Below are 16,458 nucleotides of genomic sequence, written 5' to 3'. Positions count from 1 at the left end.
GGGTGTTTAATCACCACTTGAATAGATTACGATATGCAATTGACTCATAGCGTATTAATCTCTATCAATATGGATGCATTTTTTTCTTGTTTTTACCTTTGTATTTTATCAATACAGGGTAGTTTTCTCCGTGATGAGGGTTTTGCTTTTTGTAGATAGGATGCACACGGCTTCTGTATAACTTATCGCCATGTTGATGATTGATTTGTGTAGTGCATTGCTTTAGTACGCATTTTCTTAATTCAGGAATTCGGTAGGTGATACCAAAATTAAGATAAGCAGCATTCATGGAATGGTTCACTTGCAAGCCCGAAGACTCAGGTAAGTTTACTTTAAAGCTTTTTATGTCAAAACTAGGACGAACAAAGACCCTGAAGTATTCTGACATTTGCCTTTCAAAGGTAGTTCCTATGTTAAAGTACACGCCTTTATTTACAAATTCTTTGTCAAATTTTTTGGATAGAGCAAAGGCTCCTACTTGGGCATCAACCACAATGTTGTAAGCATAGTACCTATAAACTCTGGCTCCTAAAATAAGATAATACTTTTTATAGAAAGCACTGCCGAAGTTAGGTTCGTATGAGCTGATTTGATCTTTATAAACATTGGGCGCAAAGGTGCCAGGTCTGTGATATTCAAAGTTGAACCCTGCTCCTATTTTATATCTATCAAATTCGTAATGAAGAGTTAAATTCAAAGGGATGCTGTGCCCCGGTGCTTTAAATTTCAGATCTGTGGTATCACCATTAACAGCGAAGTTTTCAGGGTTGTTGTTAGACACATTGTCTCTATTCACTACCGTGTTAAACCAGTAAGCGTAGCCCCTGCCTCCTACTACATCTGATTTACCATCAAAAATAATGGGTAGACTGTCTGGTTGCTGTAATAAAGAAAACTCAGACAGGTCCTGACTGTAAAATGTACGGCCATAGCCTGTAGAGAAACTCCAATGAATTTTGCTTAAGATTTTGCGTAGTCCGCTGGTGTTGGTGGGGTCTGCGTAAAAGTGATCTAGAGGAATAGACAGGTGTTTACCTTCTTCCTGTGCTGAAGCTTGCTGTGGATTGATTATTAATGAGGCTCCCACCATACCTACAACTAAAAAAAATACATGTAATCTTTTTAAGAACATGTTATATTTATAATAATTCCTCAGCTTCAAATCCTGTTAACCTTAGCTTCTAACTAGGTTAGTTGTAATAAGTTTTAAACCGACAATATTAACCAATATTTTGGTAGTAAAAGAACAATTCAACCCTTATTTATTCATTTTCATCGATATTTCCCTATGCTCTTATGCATATTTCTATCATTATCTTACTTAAGTCATATAATATACATAATTTTTGTGACGATCATGTCCGCAGGGCAAATAAAGATTAAAATAATATTGGAGTAGTAACGGTAATACGGCCAACATATTTTAGAATAGGCAATAAAAAAAGGGATAGTGATAGCTATCCCTTTTTTTAATATTATGTAGGCTGTGATTATGCCTCTTCTTTCAATTCAATTTGAGATGAGATTTTCTCATATTTAGCTTTCACTTCTGCATCAGATGAGATCGCTTTTTTAACAGCTTGATAAGCTTTACCTCCATCAGGCATCATTTTAGTAGCTAATGTTTGGATTACATCACCGATAGCCTTTTTTCTATCATTTACTATTTCGTTGATTTGATCCATGAACTTCTTTTCAAAGTCGTTAGCAGGTTCTGCTCCTTTAGAAAGCTCATTAAATCTAGCCCCATCAATTCCGTCTTGGTTTTTTACCATAGATGATGTCACATCTCTGATTTCGCTTACCATAGTAGCTTTTACATCTTCAATGATGGCATATCTTCTAAGGTTTTCATCAGTTACGTAGTCTGCATCACCTTGAGCAAAAGCGTTGTTTCCTGCTAAGAATAAAGTGAATGCTAGGACTAAAAAACTTAACTTCTTCATTTTGTATATCTATTAATATGTGTAAAAAAGGTTATTTCAACTTAATAAACCTCGAATAAAGGCTTTTTGATTTAGGATTTCAAACTTTTTATTTGAAAAGTGGTAAATTCTTCGAAAAACACCGTTTTTTATTGACTTCTTCTATATGTGTAATCCAACGAAGAGTAGGTTTGAAATATTGTTTCTCCCTTTTGTACGTCATAGGTAAACGATTCTTCTTGTGCCTTTGTCTGATTGCCGCGCATATTGAATGTTACTTGTTGTGATCCTACGGGTAAGTTTACTCGCTTGTAATATATGCTGTGCGGCAGTGTTTGCCAGTTTCTAGTATCGGCCTTTTCCGTTAGAGCATTAAATATACTTACTGCTGTACCCAATCCATCTTTTTCATTTCTTGCTGCTTTTTCCGCTGCCTTTTTTAATGCTACCCTAAGCAGTGCTTTTCCAAATTCTTGTATCATACGCTCTTGCAGCGTTTTAAATGCAATGGCATTCACGTCTTCTCCTAATTGAAGTTTATGACTTTTGCCATTTACGCTTAAAGTTGCGTTTGTGTATACTTCATTTCTTTCTACATATTTAGGAAAAGCTACGCGGAATGCACTTAAATCTCCTAAGCTACTTTCTCCGGTCTCTTTGTTTACAGGTACTGCAAACGGAAAGCTAAAGCCGTATTCGTCATTAGTGAAGTTTACCACCCCACCTTGACCTTTTACCACTACAAAGTTAATGCTCCATTCTGATTTTATAGGACCTAAACCGTTGTTCCAAAAGAATACTAATTCACCGCCCTGTTGTGGCTCATACTTATAATCTGGCATGCCAAATTGCTCTTTGAAATAGGCAAACTCATCGTCAAAACCTGTTAAATAGGCCGTACGCAAAATATCTTCTTTTAACTGTGTTGGGGCTGTTAGCTTAAATAATGTTAAATATTCTTTGTTGTAGATATCTAAAGCATTTCTATAAGCGATAAATGCATTGTTATAATCGTGCTTTGCGTCATAAATAATGCCCATGAGGTTGTGAATGAAAGCATCTTCTTTATACTTCTTATCGCTTTTGTATTTATCACTGAGCTGATTTAGCCTAATGTTTAACCGCCTACATTCTATCAGCGCATTATCATATTGATTAAGCTTCAAATAATTTAGCGCTTTATAGTAAAGGATGAGTAGTTTTTCATGATCCTCTCCCCTATAGTCAGCAAACATGGGGTTGGTAAGGAATGATACACCTTCATTGAGGTAGTTTACCTGATAATCTTCATTAAAAAGGTAAGCCTTTTCGAAATACTTGTTGCTTTCTTCATACTCGCCTAGCATGCTAAGTACCACGCCTCGGTTCATGAAATATAACAGTTTGTTTTTTCCTTTAGTGAGTTTTTTCTCTTTACTCACTAAAACTTGGTTGGCACCTTTGATATTGCCGCTTTCAAATTGTCTGTTAAAATCAGTGTTAATTTCGTAGTATGTGGCACACGAAGATAGGAATAATAAATAGCTGAATATGAGGTAATTAAAGCCTTTCATCTATTAAAAAAATGAAATTATAGTTTGGATAAAAAAATAGAAAAGTCCCTCGAGTTGATTTCAAGGGACTAAAGTATCTATTAATTTTCTATGTATTTTTTAATCTCTTCCTGACCGTACCATACTCTCTTGTTAGTCTCTAAGTCAGTAAGATATAAAGTAGTAATGTAGTTGACTACTTTCTTTTTGTTGTAAGAGTCTGTTTCAGAAGTCATAGTTCCGAAAAGCATTAGGTTAGCTCCGTACTCTTTACCCCAGCTGGCAGCTGTTTCTGGTGAAGCAAACTCTTGTTGATCAGCTCTTTCTTCTCTTAGTTTTTCTCTGAATTCAGGAGATTCTACCAGATCAGCTAAACCTGAGTTGAAAATCTCCATTTCAAATTTCTTGATATAGTTGTCAGAGTCTATATGCTCACTAGTTTTGTTTTTAATATACCCTACAATGATAGCAGGCGTTTTTCCTAAATCACTAGAATATTGTTGATATCTAGGACTATTTAAAAACTGTTGTACTACTTTATTAGCTACTTTTTTTGAATCCACATCGTTCCATCTACCACTTAAGTCGATTTGTTGATCTGGACTAACACGTGTTACAGTACGCTGAGAACATGAAAATGATATGAAACCCACCAGCGCACATAAAGCAAAGGTTTTGATAAAATGAGTCATTGTAAATAAAGTTATATTTTTAACGAAAGTTTTACGTTCAAAAACCTTGCCGATAATGTATTAGGTACAGCATATTGGTCATTATTTACATCATTGATCCATGTGTAAGATATCGCATTTGAGGTACCTAGTAAATTCAAGATTTCTGCACTTAAAGTTAGGCTTCTTTTTTTATTATATTTCTCTGTATTTAAATAAAAAATCTTAGAAAAGCCAACGTCTAGCCTTCTATACGTTGCTCCGTTAAAAACGTTTCGTTGTTCAATTTCTTGCGGAGGACCAAATGGAAGTCCGGTCCCAAGAAATAAGCTTAAACTAACTCTAACAGTAGGGTTTGTAGGTAAATGATCTTGAAAAAATATAGCTAAGTTTAGCCTTTGATCTGTGGGGCGCCTTATATAACCACGGTTGTCTGCTTCTAAATCTTCTCTTACATTCATTACTCCTAAGCTAAACCATGATTGAGTTCCTGGTACAAATTCACCGCTAATTCGCATATCAAAGCCAGTGGCAAATGCTTTGGTGTCATTGTTAGCATAGTATCTGAGCTTTACATTATCAATGTCATAGGCTACTATATCAGACATTTTTTTGTAATAAATTTCACCTGTAAATTTGAATTTACGTTCCCACCAATTTAATTTCATATCCATACCTGCAATAATATGCATGGATTTTTGAGCTTTTAAATTGGTGTTTAGGCTCCCGTCATAGCCGCGCATTTCACGGTAAAATGGTGGTTGCTGATACACTCCTACTGCACCCGTGAAAATGATATCTCTTTCCCAACTAGGCTTGTATGAGAGCTGAAGTCTGGGGCTTATGAGTAATTCGCCATTAAGGTCAGTGTAATTGAACCTGAGGCCGTAAGTAGCAGATAAACCTTTGTCGAAGTACGATGTGTTTTGGACAAATCCGGTGTATTGGCTCTTTGAAATATTATTATCAGCCGATGTTTTATCTATATCCAATACGTAGTCAGCAGAATCACGGAAGGCATATTCATCTAATTGGTCATCAATATCTTGATACGAATAACCGAAGCCAAATTGTAATATATTATCATCATCTAGCGTGTAAGTATTTCTATTTTCTATATTAATAATATTTGCGTCAAGAATATTACGCCCATAGTCATAATTAGAACCTATACCTCTGATGTAAATACATTCGTTAAAAGAGCCTGAACTAGTGTTTTTGTCAACATCACATAACCTATAGCCTCCTTCTACATCGGTATATTCTCTTTCAGAAGCTTTAACGCCAGAAACAATAAGGTCACTGGTTAGCTTATTGTTGAATTTATGAGATAATTTTAACCCACCTTGGTAAGTGTCATATTCTAATATTTCGCGACCTTCAAAGGCAACATACAGTCTTAATGATTGATTAAATGTTCCAAAATCAGTTTCTCTGCTGGCCGGTTCAGTAAGGTACCGGTTTCTGGCATAAGAGGTTAATACACCTAAATGAGTGTTTTTACTTATTTGATACCCCACATAGCCTTGTACATCGGTAAAACGTGGTAGATATTGACCTTGAGTTTCTAAAGTGTTTAATAAATATTGAGCAGATTTATGCCTTACTCCTGCTACATAAGTTACTTTTTCATCGGGAGAAGTGCCTTCTACATGTGCTGACCCTCCTAAAAGATGCACACTCGCACTTGCGGCAAATGATGTAGGTTCTTTGTATTTTACATTTAGCACAGAAGATAATTTATCTCCATATTTAGGTTGCCACCCACCTGCCGAAAACTCTACATTTTCAACAAGATCAGAGTTAACAAAACTTAAGCCTTCCTGTTGCCCGCTGCTTATTAAAAATGGGCGGTAGATCGGAATATCATTTACATACACAAGGTTTTCATCAAAACTCCCCCCTCTTACGGAGTAGGCAGATGAAAGCTCATTATTACTGACTACGCCTGGCAGCGTGGTTAATATTTTGTTGAAATCTCCGAATGGAGTTACCAAGCTCTGTGCTGAGATAGGTTCTATTCGTGTGGCGCTGACTTTTTCTCGCTCTGACTCACGGTAATCAGCAATTTCTACTCCACGTAATACTTCCGTTTTTTCAATAAGTGTAATGCTAATGTCTGTGTTTTGATTGGCAATTACTTCAATGTTTTTTTCTTGCGGCTCATGTCCTATGTGGTGAAATAATAAAGTGACAGCACCTTCTTTGAGAGATAATTTATAATGCCCTTTTGAGTTACTTGTTGTACCTACTGAAGTACCTTTAATTTGTATTGTAGCATCAGAAAGAGGAGTATTATTACTGCTATAAATGGTTCCGCTAACGGTTCCATTTTGGGCAAAGCATATAGTAATAAAAAAGAGGTAGGTAAAGGTTGTTAATATAAGTTTCATCAACGGTTTTTTGAGTATTACCTAAACGTTCTTTAGGTCAATTATTGTCTGTTCTGGAGTGGAAGATTTAAAAACAAAGCTACCTGCAACTAAAACATCTGCTCCTGCATCAATTAATTTTCTTGCATTGCCCTGGTTTACGCCTCCATCAATTTCAATTAAAGTATTGGCATTGTTTTTTAATATAAGTTCCTTTAATTCAGATACTTTATCATATGTTTTCTCAATGAATTTTTGCCCACCAAAACCAGGATTTACAGACATGATGCAGACTAAGTCAATATCCTGTATTACGTCTTTTAATAATGAAACTGGAGTATGAGGGTTAAGCGCTACTCCGGCTTTAATGCCTAAGTTTTTAATTTGCTGCAGGTTTCTATGTAAGTGTGGGCATGCCTCATAGTGAACTGATATAGATTCAGCACCAGCTTTATGAAAAGCCTCTACATAATTCTCCGGTTTTTCAATCATTAGATGTACATCTAATGGTTTCTTTGCGTGCTTATTAATGGCTTCTGTTACCGGTATTCCAAAGGAAATATTAGGAACAAAAATACCATCCATAATGTCTACATGAATCCAATCGGCATCACTTCTGTTGAGCATCTCTACTTCTGACTGCAAATTCGCGAAATCAGCTGCCAATACTGACGGGGCTATTAACGGTTTTTTCATGCCCTCAAAGATAAAAAAAACAACTAGTTTTTAATTACTTTAAATGTCTGTAAGTCTTTACCTGAGTTAATAATTAATTGATATACTCCTCGAGGAAGGTTTTTAAGTGAAATTGTTTTATCTGCTTTATTTATATTATAGGGTGTATCTGTTATTGTTCCACCTACAGCATTATATAGTTTAACTTGGTAGACACCATTTGGAGATTCAATAAATATAAGATCATCAGTAGGGTTAGGGTAAATTCTTAAATCAGTATCTATTTTATTATCTACTGCAGTTACTTTTGTATGCTCGTACCCTCCTATTCCATAACCAATTCTATCATCCGGGTTATTGTATTGCGATGCATTTTCTAATAGTAATTGGCGCAGTTGTATCGCAGTTTTTTCAGGGAATTTTTGCCACAAGCATGCCATTAATCCTGAGATAATTGGCGAGGAAAATGACGTGCCGTTGCCACTATTTACGTAACCCAATTCGTTAATAAAGCTAACCCCTGAGCCTAATGCAGCTACCTCAGGTTTTACTCTACCATCACTGGAGGGGCCGTAGCTACTGAAATATGATGGCGCATAATTACTACTTACGCTTCCTACAGAAATGACATTTTCTGCATCAGCAGGCGTGGTAATATAATGCCAAGGGGTATCGCCTTCATTGCCGGCACTTACAACCACAATTATTCCTTTATTTGTAGCATGATTTACGGCTTTGGCTATAGGCGTTGTTTTGCCATCAAAATCTTCGTAAGTATGGTTCATTACCGCATTATCAAAATCATAATACCCCAATGAGCTGTTAATAATATCTACACCTATACTGTCAGCCCTCTCTGCTGCTATCAACCAATTGTATTCTTCTACAAGGTATTCACTTTGATTATTTTCAGTAACATATAAAAGGTATTCAGCTTCATATGCACTGCCCTCAAAGGTGCCAGATGTAGAGCCTGCTGTTATAGAAAATACATGCGTTCCATGATTGCCTGAGCTATAAATATCATCAGTATTATTAACAAAATTGTATGAGTCAATCAACCGATTTGAATTGAATATGTGTTGCAATCCCTCAATAGTATTTACTCCACTAAAACCACCATCGAAAAATGCCATGGAAATACCTTTTCCTGTAAACCCATCGCTGTGTAATTTATCAATACCAGACATTGCTAATTGGCGATTGGAAGCCATATTGGCACTTGTTTTAGTATTAATATTTTTTTCAGAGCCTTTTACTTTACCTACAAGAGTAGGTACTGAGGGGCCAAGTAGTATTGTAGTGTCTACGAATGATAAGTTGACAATTTCTTCATTATAGGTACTTTCATATTCACAAATGGCTAGGTTTAACCATTTTGAAATATATTTGATTTCCAAATCTTTGCTTTTGAGCTCGTCTATATAGGAAGAATTGACGGGTAAATCTGTAGGGTCTATATCAATATTTTGTTTACTGCGTCTATCGATTGATTTTTGGCTTAAGTAATTTTCAGGATGTGCTAAAAGCTCGTCTGAGACGGGTTTATCTACGAAATAAACAGCATATTGATTTTGTGCTGATACATTGAAACCGAAAAAAATAAAAAAGATAAAGAGCCATTTACTTAAGGGCATAATTTATGAGGCTTTGTTTGAATATTTTACCTGATACAATTTGTTGTTGACCAATACAATCGGCATCGGTACAATATTCTAAATTAGTTTTTTCTGAGTAAATTAAACCAACATTCAATCCATATACATCGAAAGATTTCTCATATTCTACGGTATAGTCTTCATTGTTTTCTTTTATTACGGTTAGAGTATTGGCAACAGTGTCACTTTTTAAGGTGAACGAATGACTTAAGCTGTCAATGATGTATTCGTCTTCTTCCAACGTATTGGAAGCGTTGGCATTCCATGATTTCCCATTTTCAACAGGAAAAGTTAATCTTACTGTAGGTGTATTATTATCCGTTATGATAAGTTGATTGTTGGTTCTTCTTACGGGCTGAGCATCGCTGAAAGTCCAGCTGTCCGTGTTATTATGTCTGGTGTATCGGTACAATACGTATGCTAACTCATTGGTTTGAGTGTAAAACGAATCAGCAAGTACTACCTTAAGGCTATATTGGTTTGTATCTATCTCTCCTGTTACTTTAAAGTCAATTTCGTTGATAGTATAAATATATTCATTACCAGTTTGCAGCGGAAAGTAATTATAACCTACTCGCTCTCCATCAGGAGCAATCTCAGAGTCATTGCAAGAGTAAAAGGCTATGATGATAGTACAGCATAGTATACCTAAAATATATCTCATGCTTGAATATAAAAAAAAGAACGGCAAAACCGTTCTTTTAAAATATAAAAAAGGACTTTATTACTTAGTTGATAGATTCTCTAACTTTAGAAGTATACTCTCTTAAGGCAGTTTTAAAATCAACTTTATCGTCTTCCATTTTATTAATTATATAAATGGCGGCAAATACGTGAGTCAATTTCTCCCCTTCATCAGCTCCGTTTACTTCAATGTTTAGAGGCTGTTCTTCAACCAAATTTTCCTCTGCTTCTATCAATTCTTCAATCTTATGGTTTTCTACCAACCTTTTTATTTCAGGAATTTTCATTGATTTGTTAGTTTAATTTTCCAATTAATTCAACCACCGCATCTTCCTTACTAGTAGATACCGTTTCAACAAGTTCTCCATTTTTAAATATTGCAAAAAATGGAAGATTAGTAACCCCTGCTAATTTTCTAGCTTCCGGATTTTTTTCTGCGTCAACATCTACAAACTGCACATCAGAAAACCTTTCGTCTCCCGATAATCTCTTAAATTTTGGTGAGAATAATCGGCAACTACCACACCAGCCTGCAAAATATTTTACTACTACTTTTTCGTTATCTTTTATAGTAGCTATAAAATTGTCGTCAGTTAATACTTCTACAGCCATAATTTTATTTTTAGCTTTAATTTAATAATATCAATAATAACAGCGAGCTGTTATGTCAAGTTTAATTTTCTGCTAAACAAGAAAAAATCTCTTAGATTTACGTCATTAAATTAATGGATTATATTGATCGTATAATAAAGATTATCTATGGCGTTAAAAACATTTGTAAAAGTAAGCGAAGTAACTAACCTTTCTGATGCTAGGTATTGTGCAGGTATGGAAGTTAATCTACTTGGCTTTAACTTAATAGAAAGTCACCATGCATTTATGCCTTTAGACAAATACAAAGAAATAACAGAGTGGTTGTCGGGCGTTGAATATGTAGCTGAAGTAGATGGTGCTAGTGTAAGTGAGATAAGTGAAATTGTTAGCCAGTATGCACCTAATTATATACAAATCACTGATAGTGGTATTGCAGAAGAGTTAAAGCAATATGATTTACCAATAATATTAGAAGCCAAGTTAAACGACATTTCTTCAATAAATGCAGATAATTTTGAGTTGATTCTGATTAAAAATGAATCAGACGCAGCGCTAAGTAATGAGGAAATTCAAATGATTAAAGGATGTGGTTTTGCTGCTAAACTACTTATTGGTAGCGGTATAACCGAAAAAAATGTAGAAGAGCTTATAAAAGAAACCGGAGCAAAGGGTATAGCGCTTACAGGTAGTGCTGAGCTTCGCCCCGGTTATAAAGATTATGATGAGTTAGCCGATATACTGGAAGTTCTGGAAGATGATCCTTTTATCTAACCTTGATCGTACTTTTACCCTTTTTCCTTTGAGAGATGTTAGTATCGAATAAGTAAGATAATCCTAAATTCAAGGCTAAATACTTGCTATCTAAATTATCATAAAAATAGTATACATCTTGTATGATAGCTGGGTCACCTTTACCTCTAATGGTGTGGCCCAGTGTAAATCTTACATCAAAAGCAATTGAATGTGTGTTTGGAAGGTCAAAAACTAAACCTGTTCCCACATTCACGCCAAGTTGCAGTCTATTAGGGTCGTCAATGAGCAAATCATTAGGGCCTAGTTCATCTTCAGGCTTATCGAAAGTCATGGTCAAATCTCTGGTTGCAGTAAAGAAATCTTCTTCTAAAATCTCACTAGACGTGTAAGATCCTCCCCCACTGAGCCAGTAACTGATTACCGGGCCCGCACCTACATACCATTTAAATGCTCGGTTTCTCCCTATTTTCTCTTTAAAGTTTACACGGTAAAGAATAGGAGCTTCAATATAGTTTTCGTGAATATTGTATTCCCCTGTTTTATCAATTTTACTTTCAACGATTGACCCTTTTCGACTGTAAAGAAGATCAACTTGAAGGTAAAAACGTTCTTTCACCTCAATGGCCATTGTTAATCCCCCAAAATAGCCTATTTTCGGAGATGTTTTTACTGAGTCTCTAAAGTCTTTACTGGCATATCGTAGCTTCGAAGCTTGTATGCCTATACGTGGACCGATAAGCAATTGAGCTTGAGATGTGTGGATATCGAGAAAAAATAAGCCAATGACTAAAATAAATATGAGATTTGCCTTTTTAATAGCTTGTTTCATTTTGTTAAAAAAGTATATTCTTTTGCAAAAAAAATTAATAACACCAACTTTACACTTTAAATCCAGATTTTTTTAATTTAAATTGACACCCCAATATATGATTTTTTTTAGTTTCGAGATATATTTATTTTAATTTTCGAAACGTTAGCTTTGCAGACTTTATTTGATATAGTTGGATTTAAGTTAATAAATTTTTGTTATCGAGATGATTATGATTATTAAACTCAGTAATGGGTAAACATTTTTTCACATTTATATTTTTATTTTTAACGTTATCGCTGGCCTCTTTTGCACAGGAGGCTCCGGTGTATAATCACTATTATAATAACTTGTATTTGCTATCTCCTGCAGAAATAGGAAATTCAGGTTATATGACGGTTGACTTTATCCATAGGCAGCAATGGAGAGGTATTGAGGGGGCTCCTGTTGCTAATACTTTTACTTTTCAGACTCCCTTTAACTTTAAGCAAAGTTCGGTTGGTTTCATGATTAGGAATTTTAGTAGAGGTTTAATTACTACTAATGATATATTAGGTTCCTATTCATATAAATCTTACCTAACTAAAAATGCCTCTTTACATTTTGGAATGTCTCTAGGTATAACTAGCAATTCCATAGATATGAATGAAATAGACGATCCTGATGATCCTATTTTGGCGCAATACACCAATAACAATATGCAGCCAGTGGGAAATTTTGGTTTTAAACTAAGAACAAAAGGAGGTCTTAATTTAGGCGTTAGCTTGCCCAAACTTTTCAGAACAACTTATTTGAATGAATCGAGCTTTCAAAGCTATGAGTTCTCTCCTTTAGATGAAGTTCAAACTATGCTTTATTTTAAGAAGCATTTAGACAAAAAAATTGTTACCAGAAGAAGAGGTAGAATGAAGCGCAGGGTAGAAATTGAAGATGCTTATGCGCCTCTTCAGCTTTATTTTATGTATAAATACTCATCTACTGTTAATGAAAGAATTGAAGTTTTAGGTACACTTAACCTCAATGAGAATGTATGGATTGGTGGCGCATATAGATTGAACTATGGAGCAGCCGGTTTATTTGGGTTTAAAGCTGGAAATTTGCTATTTAGTTATGCTTATGAACCGGCAAGCACTTGGGTTGAAGGTTATACGCAGGGATCCCACGAAGTTCAGTTAACAATTAGAATTGGTGAGAAGAAAAAGGTTGAACGGAAGAAACCTATGCTCAGAACTCTTGAAAAAACCGAAACTCATAAGGCTAGATTCTCTACCGATGATATCTCCGAAGGGTTAGGTCAGGATAAAGGTGATGCCAAAGAGAAAAAATACTATGTAGTAGTTAAGTCCTTCAGAGACTTTAATTCTGCGGATGCTTTTGTAAGAAGAATGGCTGAAAAAGAATTGTATACTAATATATTTTACAATAAAATAGATAAACAGTACCATGTGTATAGCTATCAGACTACTAAGTTAAAAGAGGCTAATGAACAGCGCAGAGCGGTACAAGAATTAACTAAGTATAAGAGCGTTACCATTATTACTGTAGAGCAATAAGGTTACTTTAGACCATGTTAGTTTAATTAATTGATAAACCTGACCAATAATTATGCGTTTCCTTAAAATCTCTGTTGTCTTTATTATATCATGGCTTTGTATAAATGTTTCGTTTGCGCAATATGTAAATATTGCGAAGGTTGATCCAAGCAGTGCAATGCCTGGGCAGGAAGTTGAAATAAAAGGAACTGGCTTTGATTCGGGTTCTAAAGTTTATTTCAGTAGCATAAAGGCCACTAATGTTACTTTTGTCTCTAGTCAATTACTAAAGGCAACGGTACCTGCAGGAGCTCCTTATGGATTTGTTACTGTAAATACAGCTAGTGGTTTAACTGCATATAGTCCTAATTCTTTTATGGTCAATTTTGGTGGTGTTGATGATTTAGCCACTAATTCTTTTACTTCTAATATTATAACAGACTCTAAGGGAATGCCTTATGAGGTTTGTTTGTGTGATGTAAACAGCGACAGTAAAAGTGATATTATTCTATCTCATGAAGCCGCTAATGGTCTTTCTTTATATCTGAATAACTCAACCAATGGTACGCTTTCTTTATCTCCTCCTACCTCTATAAATATAAGTGCACTAACTCGTAGCGTAGACTGTGGCGATTTAAATGGTGATGGAGTGCCTGAACTTGTAGCAGTGGAATTTGCTGCAGCTCAGGGCGAAGTAACTAGAATATTTATCCTAACAAAGAGTGGAACAAGTTACACTTTAAATAAAACTATTGATTTAGGTACTACTGTATCAATAAGACAAATTAAAATTTATGATGTTGACAAAGATGGCAAGCCTGATTTGGTTTTCACGGATCAGGAATTGACAAAGCAAAGAATTGGGGTGTTAAGAAACACTTCAAGTGGAACAATAAATTTTGATAATACTCCAGAGCTTTTTACTTCATCAGGAGGTACAGGTGGTAGTGTGGGACTTGCAATTGGGGATTTTAATTTAGATGGACAGGCTGATGTAGCTTTTTCAAAATTGAATTCTAGCGATATGACTACATTGAAAAACGCTAGTGCTCCTAATAACTTTAGTTTTACCTCAGGGACATTTTTTAGCACAGGCTCAAATATTATATTCAAATTATTAAATGTAGATGTAAATGATGACGGAAAGCCTGATATAGTGCTAAACAACGCTTCAACTAATTCGCCTGGAGCAGCCTATTTGTTAAATAACTCAAGTGATGCTTCTCTTTCTTTTGGTAGTGTCAAACGGTTTGGTAAGTTTAGTTCCTATGGTATAGGAACAGCTGATTTTAATGGTGATGGGATGGCTGATTTCTTTGAAGGAAGTCCCAGTATTGAGACCATTAACTTCTTTCAGGGAGGAAAATTAAATACCACCATCGCAGTGAGTAGTGTTATTAATTCAAGATATATGCATGCAGCTGATATCAATAATGACGGAAAGCCCGATGCTGTATATACTAAGTTTAGAAATGGAGCTGGTCAATTTGGTATTTTAATTAATGAAAATTGTGCTACACCAATTATTTACCCTGAAGGTCCAATTACAGATTGTACTGGTGATCCTGTAATACTAAAAGTACAATCTTTACCAGGGGCTGTATATAGTTGGTCAAATGGAGGAAGTCCAGTGGGTACAAACTCTCCTACCTTAAGTGTTACATCTTCGGGTGATTACAGTGTTTCTATTACTCAGGGAGGTTGTACAAAAACCTCAGAGATAGTACCAGTGACTATCAATGCACCTCCAGGAGGAAGTTTGCCTACAATTAATGCAGTCCCTGCTATTTGCCCAGGAAGTTCATTTGTTTTATCGGCATCTGGTGCTGGTCCGGGTACAATAGAATGGCGAGGTCCTAATAATTTTTCTGATTCCAGAGTTAGTGTAGAAGTTACAGATGATTTTAGGCTATCAGATGTGGGAACATACTACTTGGATATTTATGGTGCTGCAGGTTGTTTAATTAAAACAGAATCCGTTCTTGTACAAGCAACAGATATACCTGAATTCCAAATTGTGCCTCCATCTGAAACTACTGTGTGTGGTGCAGCCAATCCTATTGATCTGGAGGTTTCTGTTAATGACCCAAGTTATGATTATCAATGGTTTAGAGGTGGAGGAACACAACTTCCAAATGAAACTAGTTATAAGTTATCCGGTATTACAACATCCGGCACTTATTATGCAAAAATATCCAATGTGCCCGGCTGTACACAGAGTTTTAATACTAATGAGGTATCATTAAGCTTCTTAGAAGAACCTGCAGGAGAGATTAAGATGAATGCGCCTAGTACTATTTGCAAGGATCAACCGGTTCAATTTTCTATAGACGGTTTGCCTAAAGGCGATTTTTCATATGTTTGGAATTTTGGCAATGGAAGAACATCAACTCAGGCCTCACCTGAACTGAATTATACTTCTGCTGGGGATTATACGGTTAACTTAACTATCCGCTATAGTTCGGCCATGACGTGTAAATCAGAACAATCAAAAGATGTTAAAGTATTAGATGAGTCTTTAAGTGTAGATATTAACGCTAGCCAAGAGAAGTTATGTGAAGGAGAAATTATTACCTTATCCGCTACAGATGGCTTAAAGTCTTATAATTGGAATACAGGAGACAATACAAGTACAATAGATGTTGCTGAGGCTGGTGAATACGCGGTTCAGGTTTCTAATGATGCCGGTTGCATCGCAGAAACGGTATATAATATAACTCAAGTTATACCCGCACCTGAAGTAGTTATTAATACAGAAAGTAGCGTAGTACAACCAGAGGTCGATTTTCAGTTGATTGCTTCAGGTTTAGATGAATATCACTGGGAGCCAGCTGATTTATTAAGCGACTCTACTATATCCGATCCATTTGCAAATATTATCAAATCCACACTGTTTAAAGTATATGGGGAGGATTTAAATGGCTGTTACGGAGAATCTGAGATTCAAATCTTAATTGAAGGTGATCAAATTGGAAATATATTAAAACCTAAAAATTTCTTTTCACCGAATAAAGAAGACGATATTAACGCATTGTGGGTTATTGAAAAAATTGAACAGTTTCCGCAATGCTCTGTGTCTATTTTAGACCAGACAGGAAATATTCTTTATGAAGCACAACCTTATAATAATGAATGGGATGGCACCTCTAATGGAGTGGAGATGCCTAGTGGAGTTTACTATTACATTATAAAATGTGATGGTTCTCAAATAGCCAAATCAGGATCAATAACTCTATTGCGTTAATCTTTCAGTA

The 16,458-nt window shown here is 35.4% G+C and carries 14 protein-coding genes; 3 read left to right on the top strand and 11 right to left on the bottom strand.

Annotated features, from left to right (window positions below; all coding sequences use genetic code 11):
- Window positions 1-64: 64 nt before the first annotated feature.
- From ACXACQ_RS18125 to ACXACQ_RS18080, 10 genes are all read right to left on the bottom strand, one after another.
- Complete coding sequence (locus tag ACXACQ_RS18125; protein WP_474977394.1) at window positions 65-1,132, bottom strand: hypothetical protein; 1,068 nt, start codon at window positions 1,130-1,132, stop codon at window positions 65-67.
- Between the two features lie 358 nt (window positions 1,133-1,490).
- On the bottom strand, window positions 1,491-1,946 hold the full coding sequence (locus ACXACQ_RS18120) for a hypothetical protein (RefSeq protein WP_474977393.1): 456 nt from the start codon (window positions 1,944-1,946) through the stop codon (window positions 1,491-1,493).
- A gap of 128 nt (window positions 1,947-2,074) precedes the next feature.
- Window positions 2,075-3,478, bottom strand: a complete 1,404-nt coding sequence (locus ACXACQ_RS18115; RefSeq protein ID WP_474977392.1) for a COG3014 family protein — start codon at window positions 3,476-3,478, stop codon at window positions 2,075-2,077.
- Between the two features lie 80 nt (window positions 3,479-3,558).
- A complete protein-coding gene (locus ACXACQ_RS18110) occupies window positions 3,559-4,149 on the bottom strand; it encodes a penicillin-binding protein activator LpoB (RefSeq protein ID WP_474977391.1) in 591 nt (196 codons plus the stop codon).
- A gap of 11 nt (window positions 4,150-4,160) precedes the next feature.
- The gene (locus tag ACXACQ_RS18105) at window positions 4,161-6,521 is read right to left on the bottom strand and encodes a TonB-dependent receptor (protein WP_474977390.1); all 2,361 of its coding nucleotides are present in this window, start codon (window positions 6,519-6,521) and stop codon (window positions 4,161-4,163) included.
- 21 nt (window positions 6,522-6,542) lie between these two features.
- Window positions 6,543-7,196, bottom strand: a complete 654-nt coding sequence (gene rpe / locus ACXACQ_RS18100) for a ribulose-phosphate 3-epimerase (protein WP_474977389.1) — start codon at window positions 7,194-7,196, stop codon at window positions 6,543-6,545.
- Window positions 7,197-7,219: 23 nt separating this feature from the next.
- Window positions 7,220-8,812: a S8 family serine peptidase gene (locus tag ACXACQ_RS18095; protein WP_474977388.1), complete on the bottom strand. Its 1,593-nt coding sequence runs from the start codon at window positions 8,810-8,812 to the stop codon at window positions 7,220-7,222.
- Window positions 8,799-9,497 carry a hypothetical protein gene (locus ACXACQ_RS18090; RefSeq protein ID WP_474977387.1) on the bottom strand — a complete coding sequence of 233 codons (699 nt, stop codon included), beginning with the start codon at window positions 9,495-9,497 and terminating at the stop codon, window positions 8,799-8,801. Before ACXACQ_RS18090 ends, ACXACQ_RS18095 begins: the two co-directional genes overlap by 14 nt.
- A 64-nt stretch (window positions 9,498-9,561) precedes the next feature.
- Window positions 9,562-9,804, bottom strand: coding sequence for a DUF6952 family protein (locus ACXACQ_RS18085; RefSeq protein WP_474977386.1), 243 nt, complete (start codon window positions 9,802-9,804; stop codon window positions 9,562-9,564).
- A 7-nt stretch (window positions 9,805-9,811) separates the two neighbouring features.
- Entirely contained in the window at window positions 9,812-10,129 is a 318-nt protein-coding gene (locus ACXACQ_RS18080) for a thioredoxin family protein (RefSeq protein WP_474977385.1), read from the bottom strand.
- 147 nt (window positions 10,130-10,276) lie between these two features.
- Between ACXACQ_RS18080 and trpF the strand changes: the two genes are divergently transcribed.
- Window positions 10,277-10,882 carry a phosphoribosylanthranilate isomerase gene (gene trpF, locus ACXACQ_RS18075; protein WP_474977384.1) on the top strand — a complete coding sequence of 202 codons (606 nt, stop codon included), beginning with the start codon at window positions 10,277-10,279 and terminating at the stop codon, window positions 10,880-10,882.
- Here the strand turns inward: trpF and ACXACQ_RS18070 are convergent.
- Window positions 10,875-11,693: a porin family protein gene (locus tag ACXACQ_RS18070; RefSeq protein ID WP_474977383.1), complete on the bottom strand. Its 819-nt coding sequence runs from the start codon at window positions 11,691-11,693 to the stop codon at window positions 10,875-10,877. The genes trpF and ACXACQ_RS18070 overlap by 8 nt on opposite strands.
- Window positions 11,694-11,923: 230 nt before the next feature.
- On the opposite strand from ACXACQ_RS18070, the gene ACXACQ_RS18065 reads away from it, so the two are divergent.
- Both ACXACQ_RS18065 and ACXACQ_RS18060 read left to right on the top strand, forming a co-directional pair.
- Window positions 11,924-13,225: a PorP/SprF family type IX secretion system membrane protein gene (locus ACXACQ_RS18065; protein WP_474977381.1), complete on the top strand. Its 1,302-nt coding sequence runs from the start codon at window positions 11,924-11,926 to the stop codon at window positions 13,223-13,225.
- Between the two features lie 52 nt (window positions 13,226-13,277).
- Window positions 13,278-16,448, top strand: coding sequence for an FG-GAP-like repeat-containing protein (locus tag ACXACQ_RS18060; RefSeq protein WP_474977380.1), 3,171 nt, complete (start codon window positions 13,278-13,280; stop codon window positions 16,446-16,448).
- Window positions 16,449-16,458 lie beyond the last annotated feature (10 nt).

The sequence above is a fragment of the Fulvivirga sp. AWR4_260 genome (genome assembly GCF_056158185.1).
This window is presented reverse-complemented; position numbering and strand designations above follow the sequence as displayed.

What these genes read in the sequence shown, in the direction of transcription:
- trpF (WP_474977384.1), top strand. Translation starts at nt 10,277, where the DNA reads ATGGCGTTAAAAACATTTGTAAAAGTAAGCGAAGTAACTAACCTTTCT.
- ACXACQ_RS18060 (WP_474977380.1), top strand. Translation starts at nt 13,278, where the DNA reads ATGCGTTTCCTTAAAATCTCTGTTGTCTTTATTATATCATGGCTTTGT.
- ACXACQ_RS18120 (WP_474977393.1), bottom strand. Translation starts at nt 1,946, where the DNA reads ATGAAGAAGTTAAGTTTTTTAGTCCTAGCATTCACTTTATTCTTAGCA.
- rpe (WP_474977389.1), bottom strand. Translation starts at nt 7,196, where the DNA reads ATGAAAAAACCGTTAATAGCCCCGTCAGTATTGGCAGCTGATTTCGCG.
- ACXACQ_RS18095 (WP_474977388.1), bottom strand. Translation starts at nt 8,812, where the DNA reads ATGCCCTTAAGTAAATGGCTCTTTATCTTTTTTATTTTTTTCGGTTTC.
- ACXACQ_RS18105 (WP_474977390.1), bottom strand. Translation starts at nt 6,521, where the DNA reads ATGAAACTTATATTAACAACCTTTACCTACCTCTTTTTTATTACTATA.
- ACXACQ_RS18065 (WP_474977381.1), top strand. Translation starts at nt 11,924, where the DNA reads ATGGGTAAACATTTTTTCACATTTATATTTTTATTTTTAACGTTATCG.
- ACXACQ_RS18110 (WP_474977391.1), bottom strand. Translation starts at nt 4,149, where the DNA reads ATGACTCATTTTATCAAAACCTTTGCTTTATGTGCGCTGGTGGGTTTC.
- ACXACQ_RS18115 (WP_474977392.1), bottom strand. Translation starts at nt 3,478, where the DNA reads ATGAAAGGCTTTAATTACCTCATATTCAGCTATTTATTATTCCTATCT.
- ACXACQ_RS18085 (WP_474977386.1), bottom strand. Translation starts at nt 9,804, where the DNA reads ATGAAAATTCCTGAAATAAAAAGGTTGGTAGAAAACCATAAGATTGAA.
- ACXACQ_RS18070 (WP_474977383.1), bottom strand. Translation starts at nt 11,693, where the DNA reads ATGAAACAAGCTATTAAAAAGGCAAATCTCATATTTATTTTAGTCATT.
- ACXACQ_RS18080 (WP_474977385.1), bottom strand. Translation starts at nt 10,129, where the DNA reads ATGGCTGTAGAAGTATTAACTGACGACAATTTTATAGCTACTATAAAA.
- ACXACQ_RS18125 (WP_474977394.1), bottom strand. Translation starts at nt 1,132, where the DNA reads ATGTTCTTAAAAAGATTACATGTATTTTTTTTAGTTGTAGGTATGGTG.
- ACXACQ_RS18090 (WP_474977387.1), bottom strand. Translation starts at nt 9,497, where the DNA reads ATGAGATATATTTTAGGTATACTATGCTGTACTATCATCATAGCCTTT.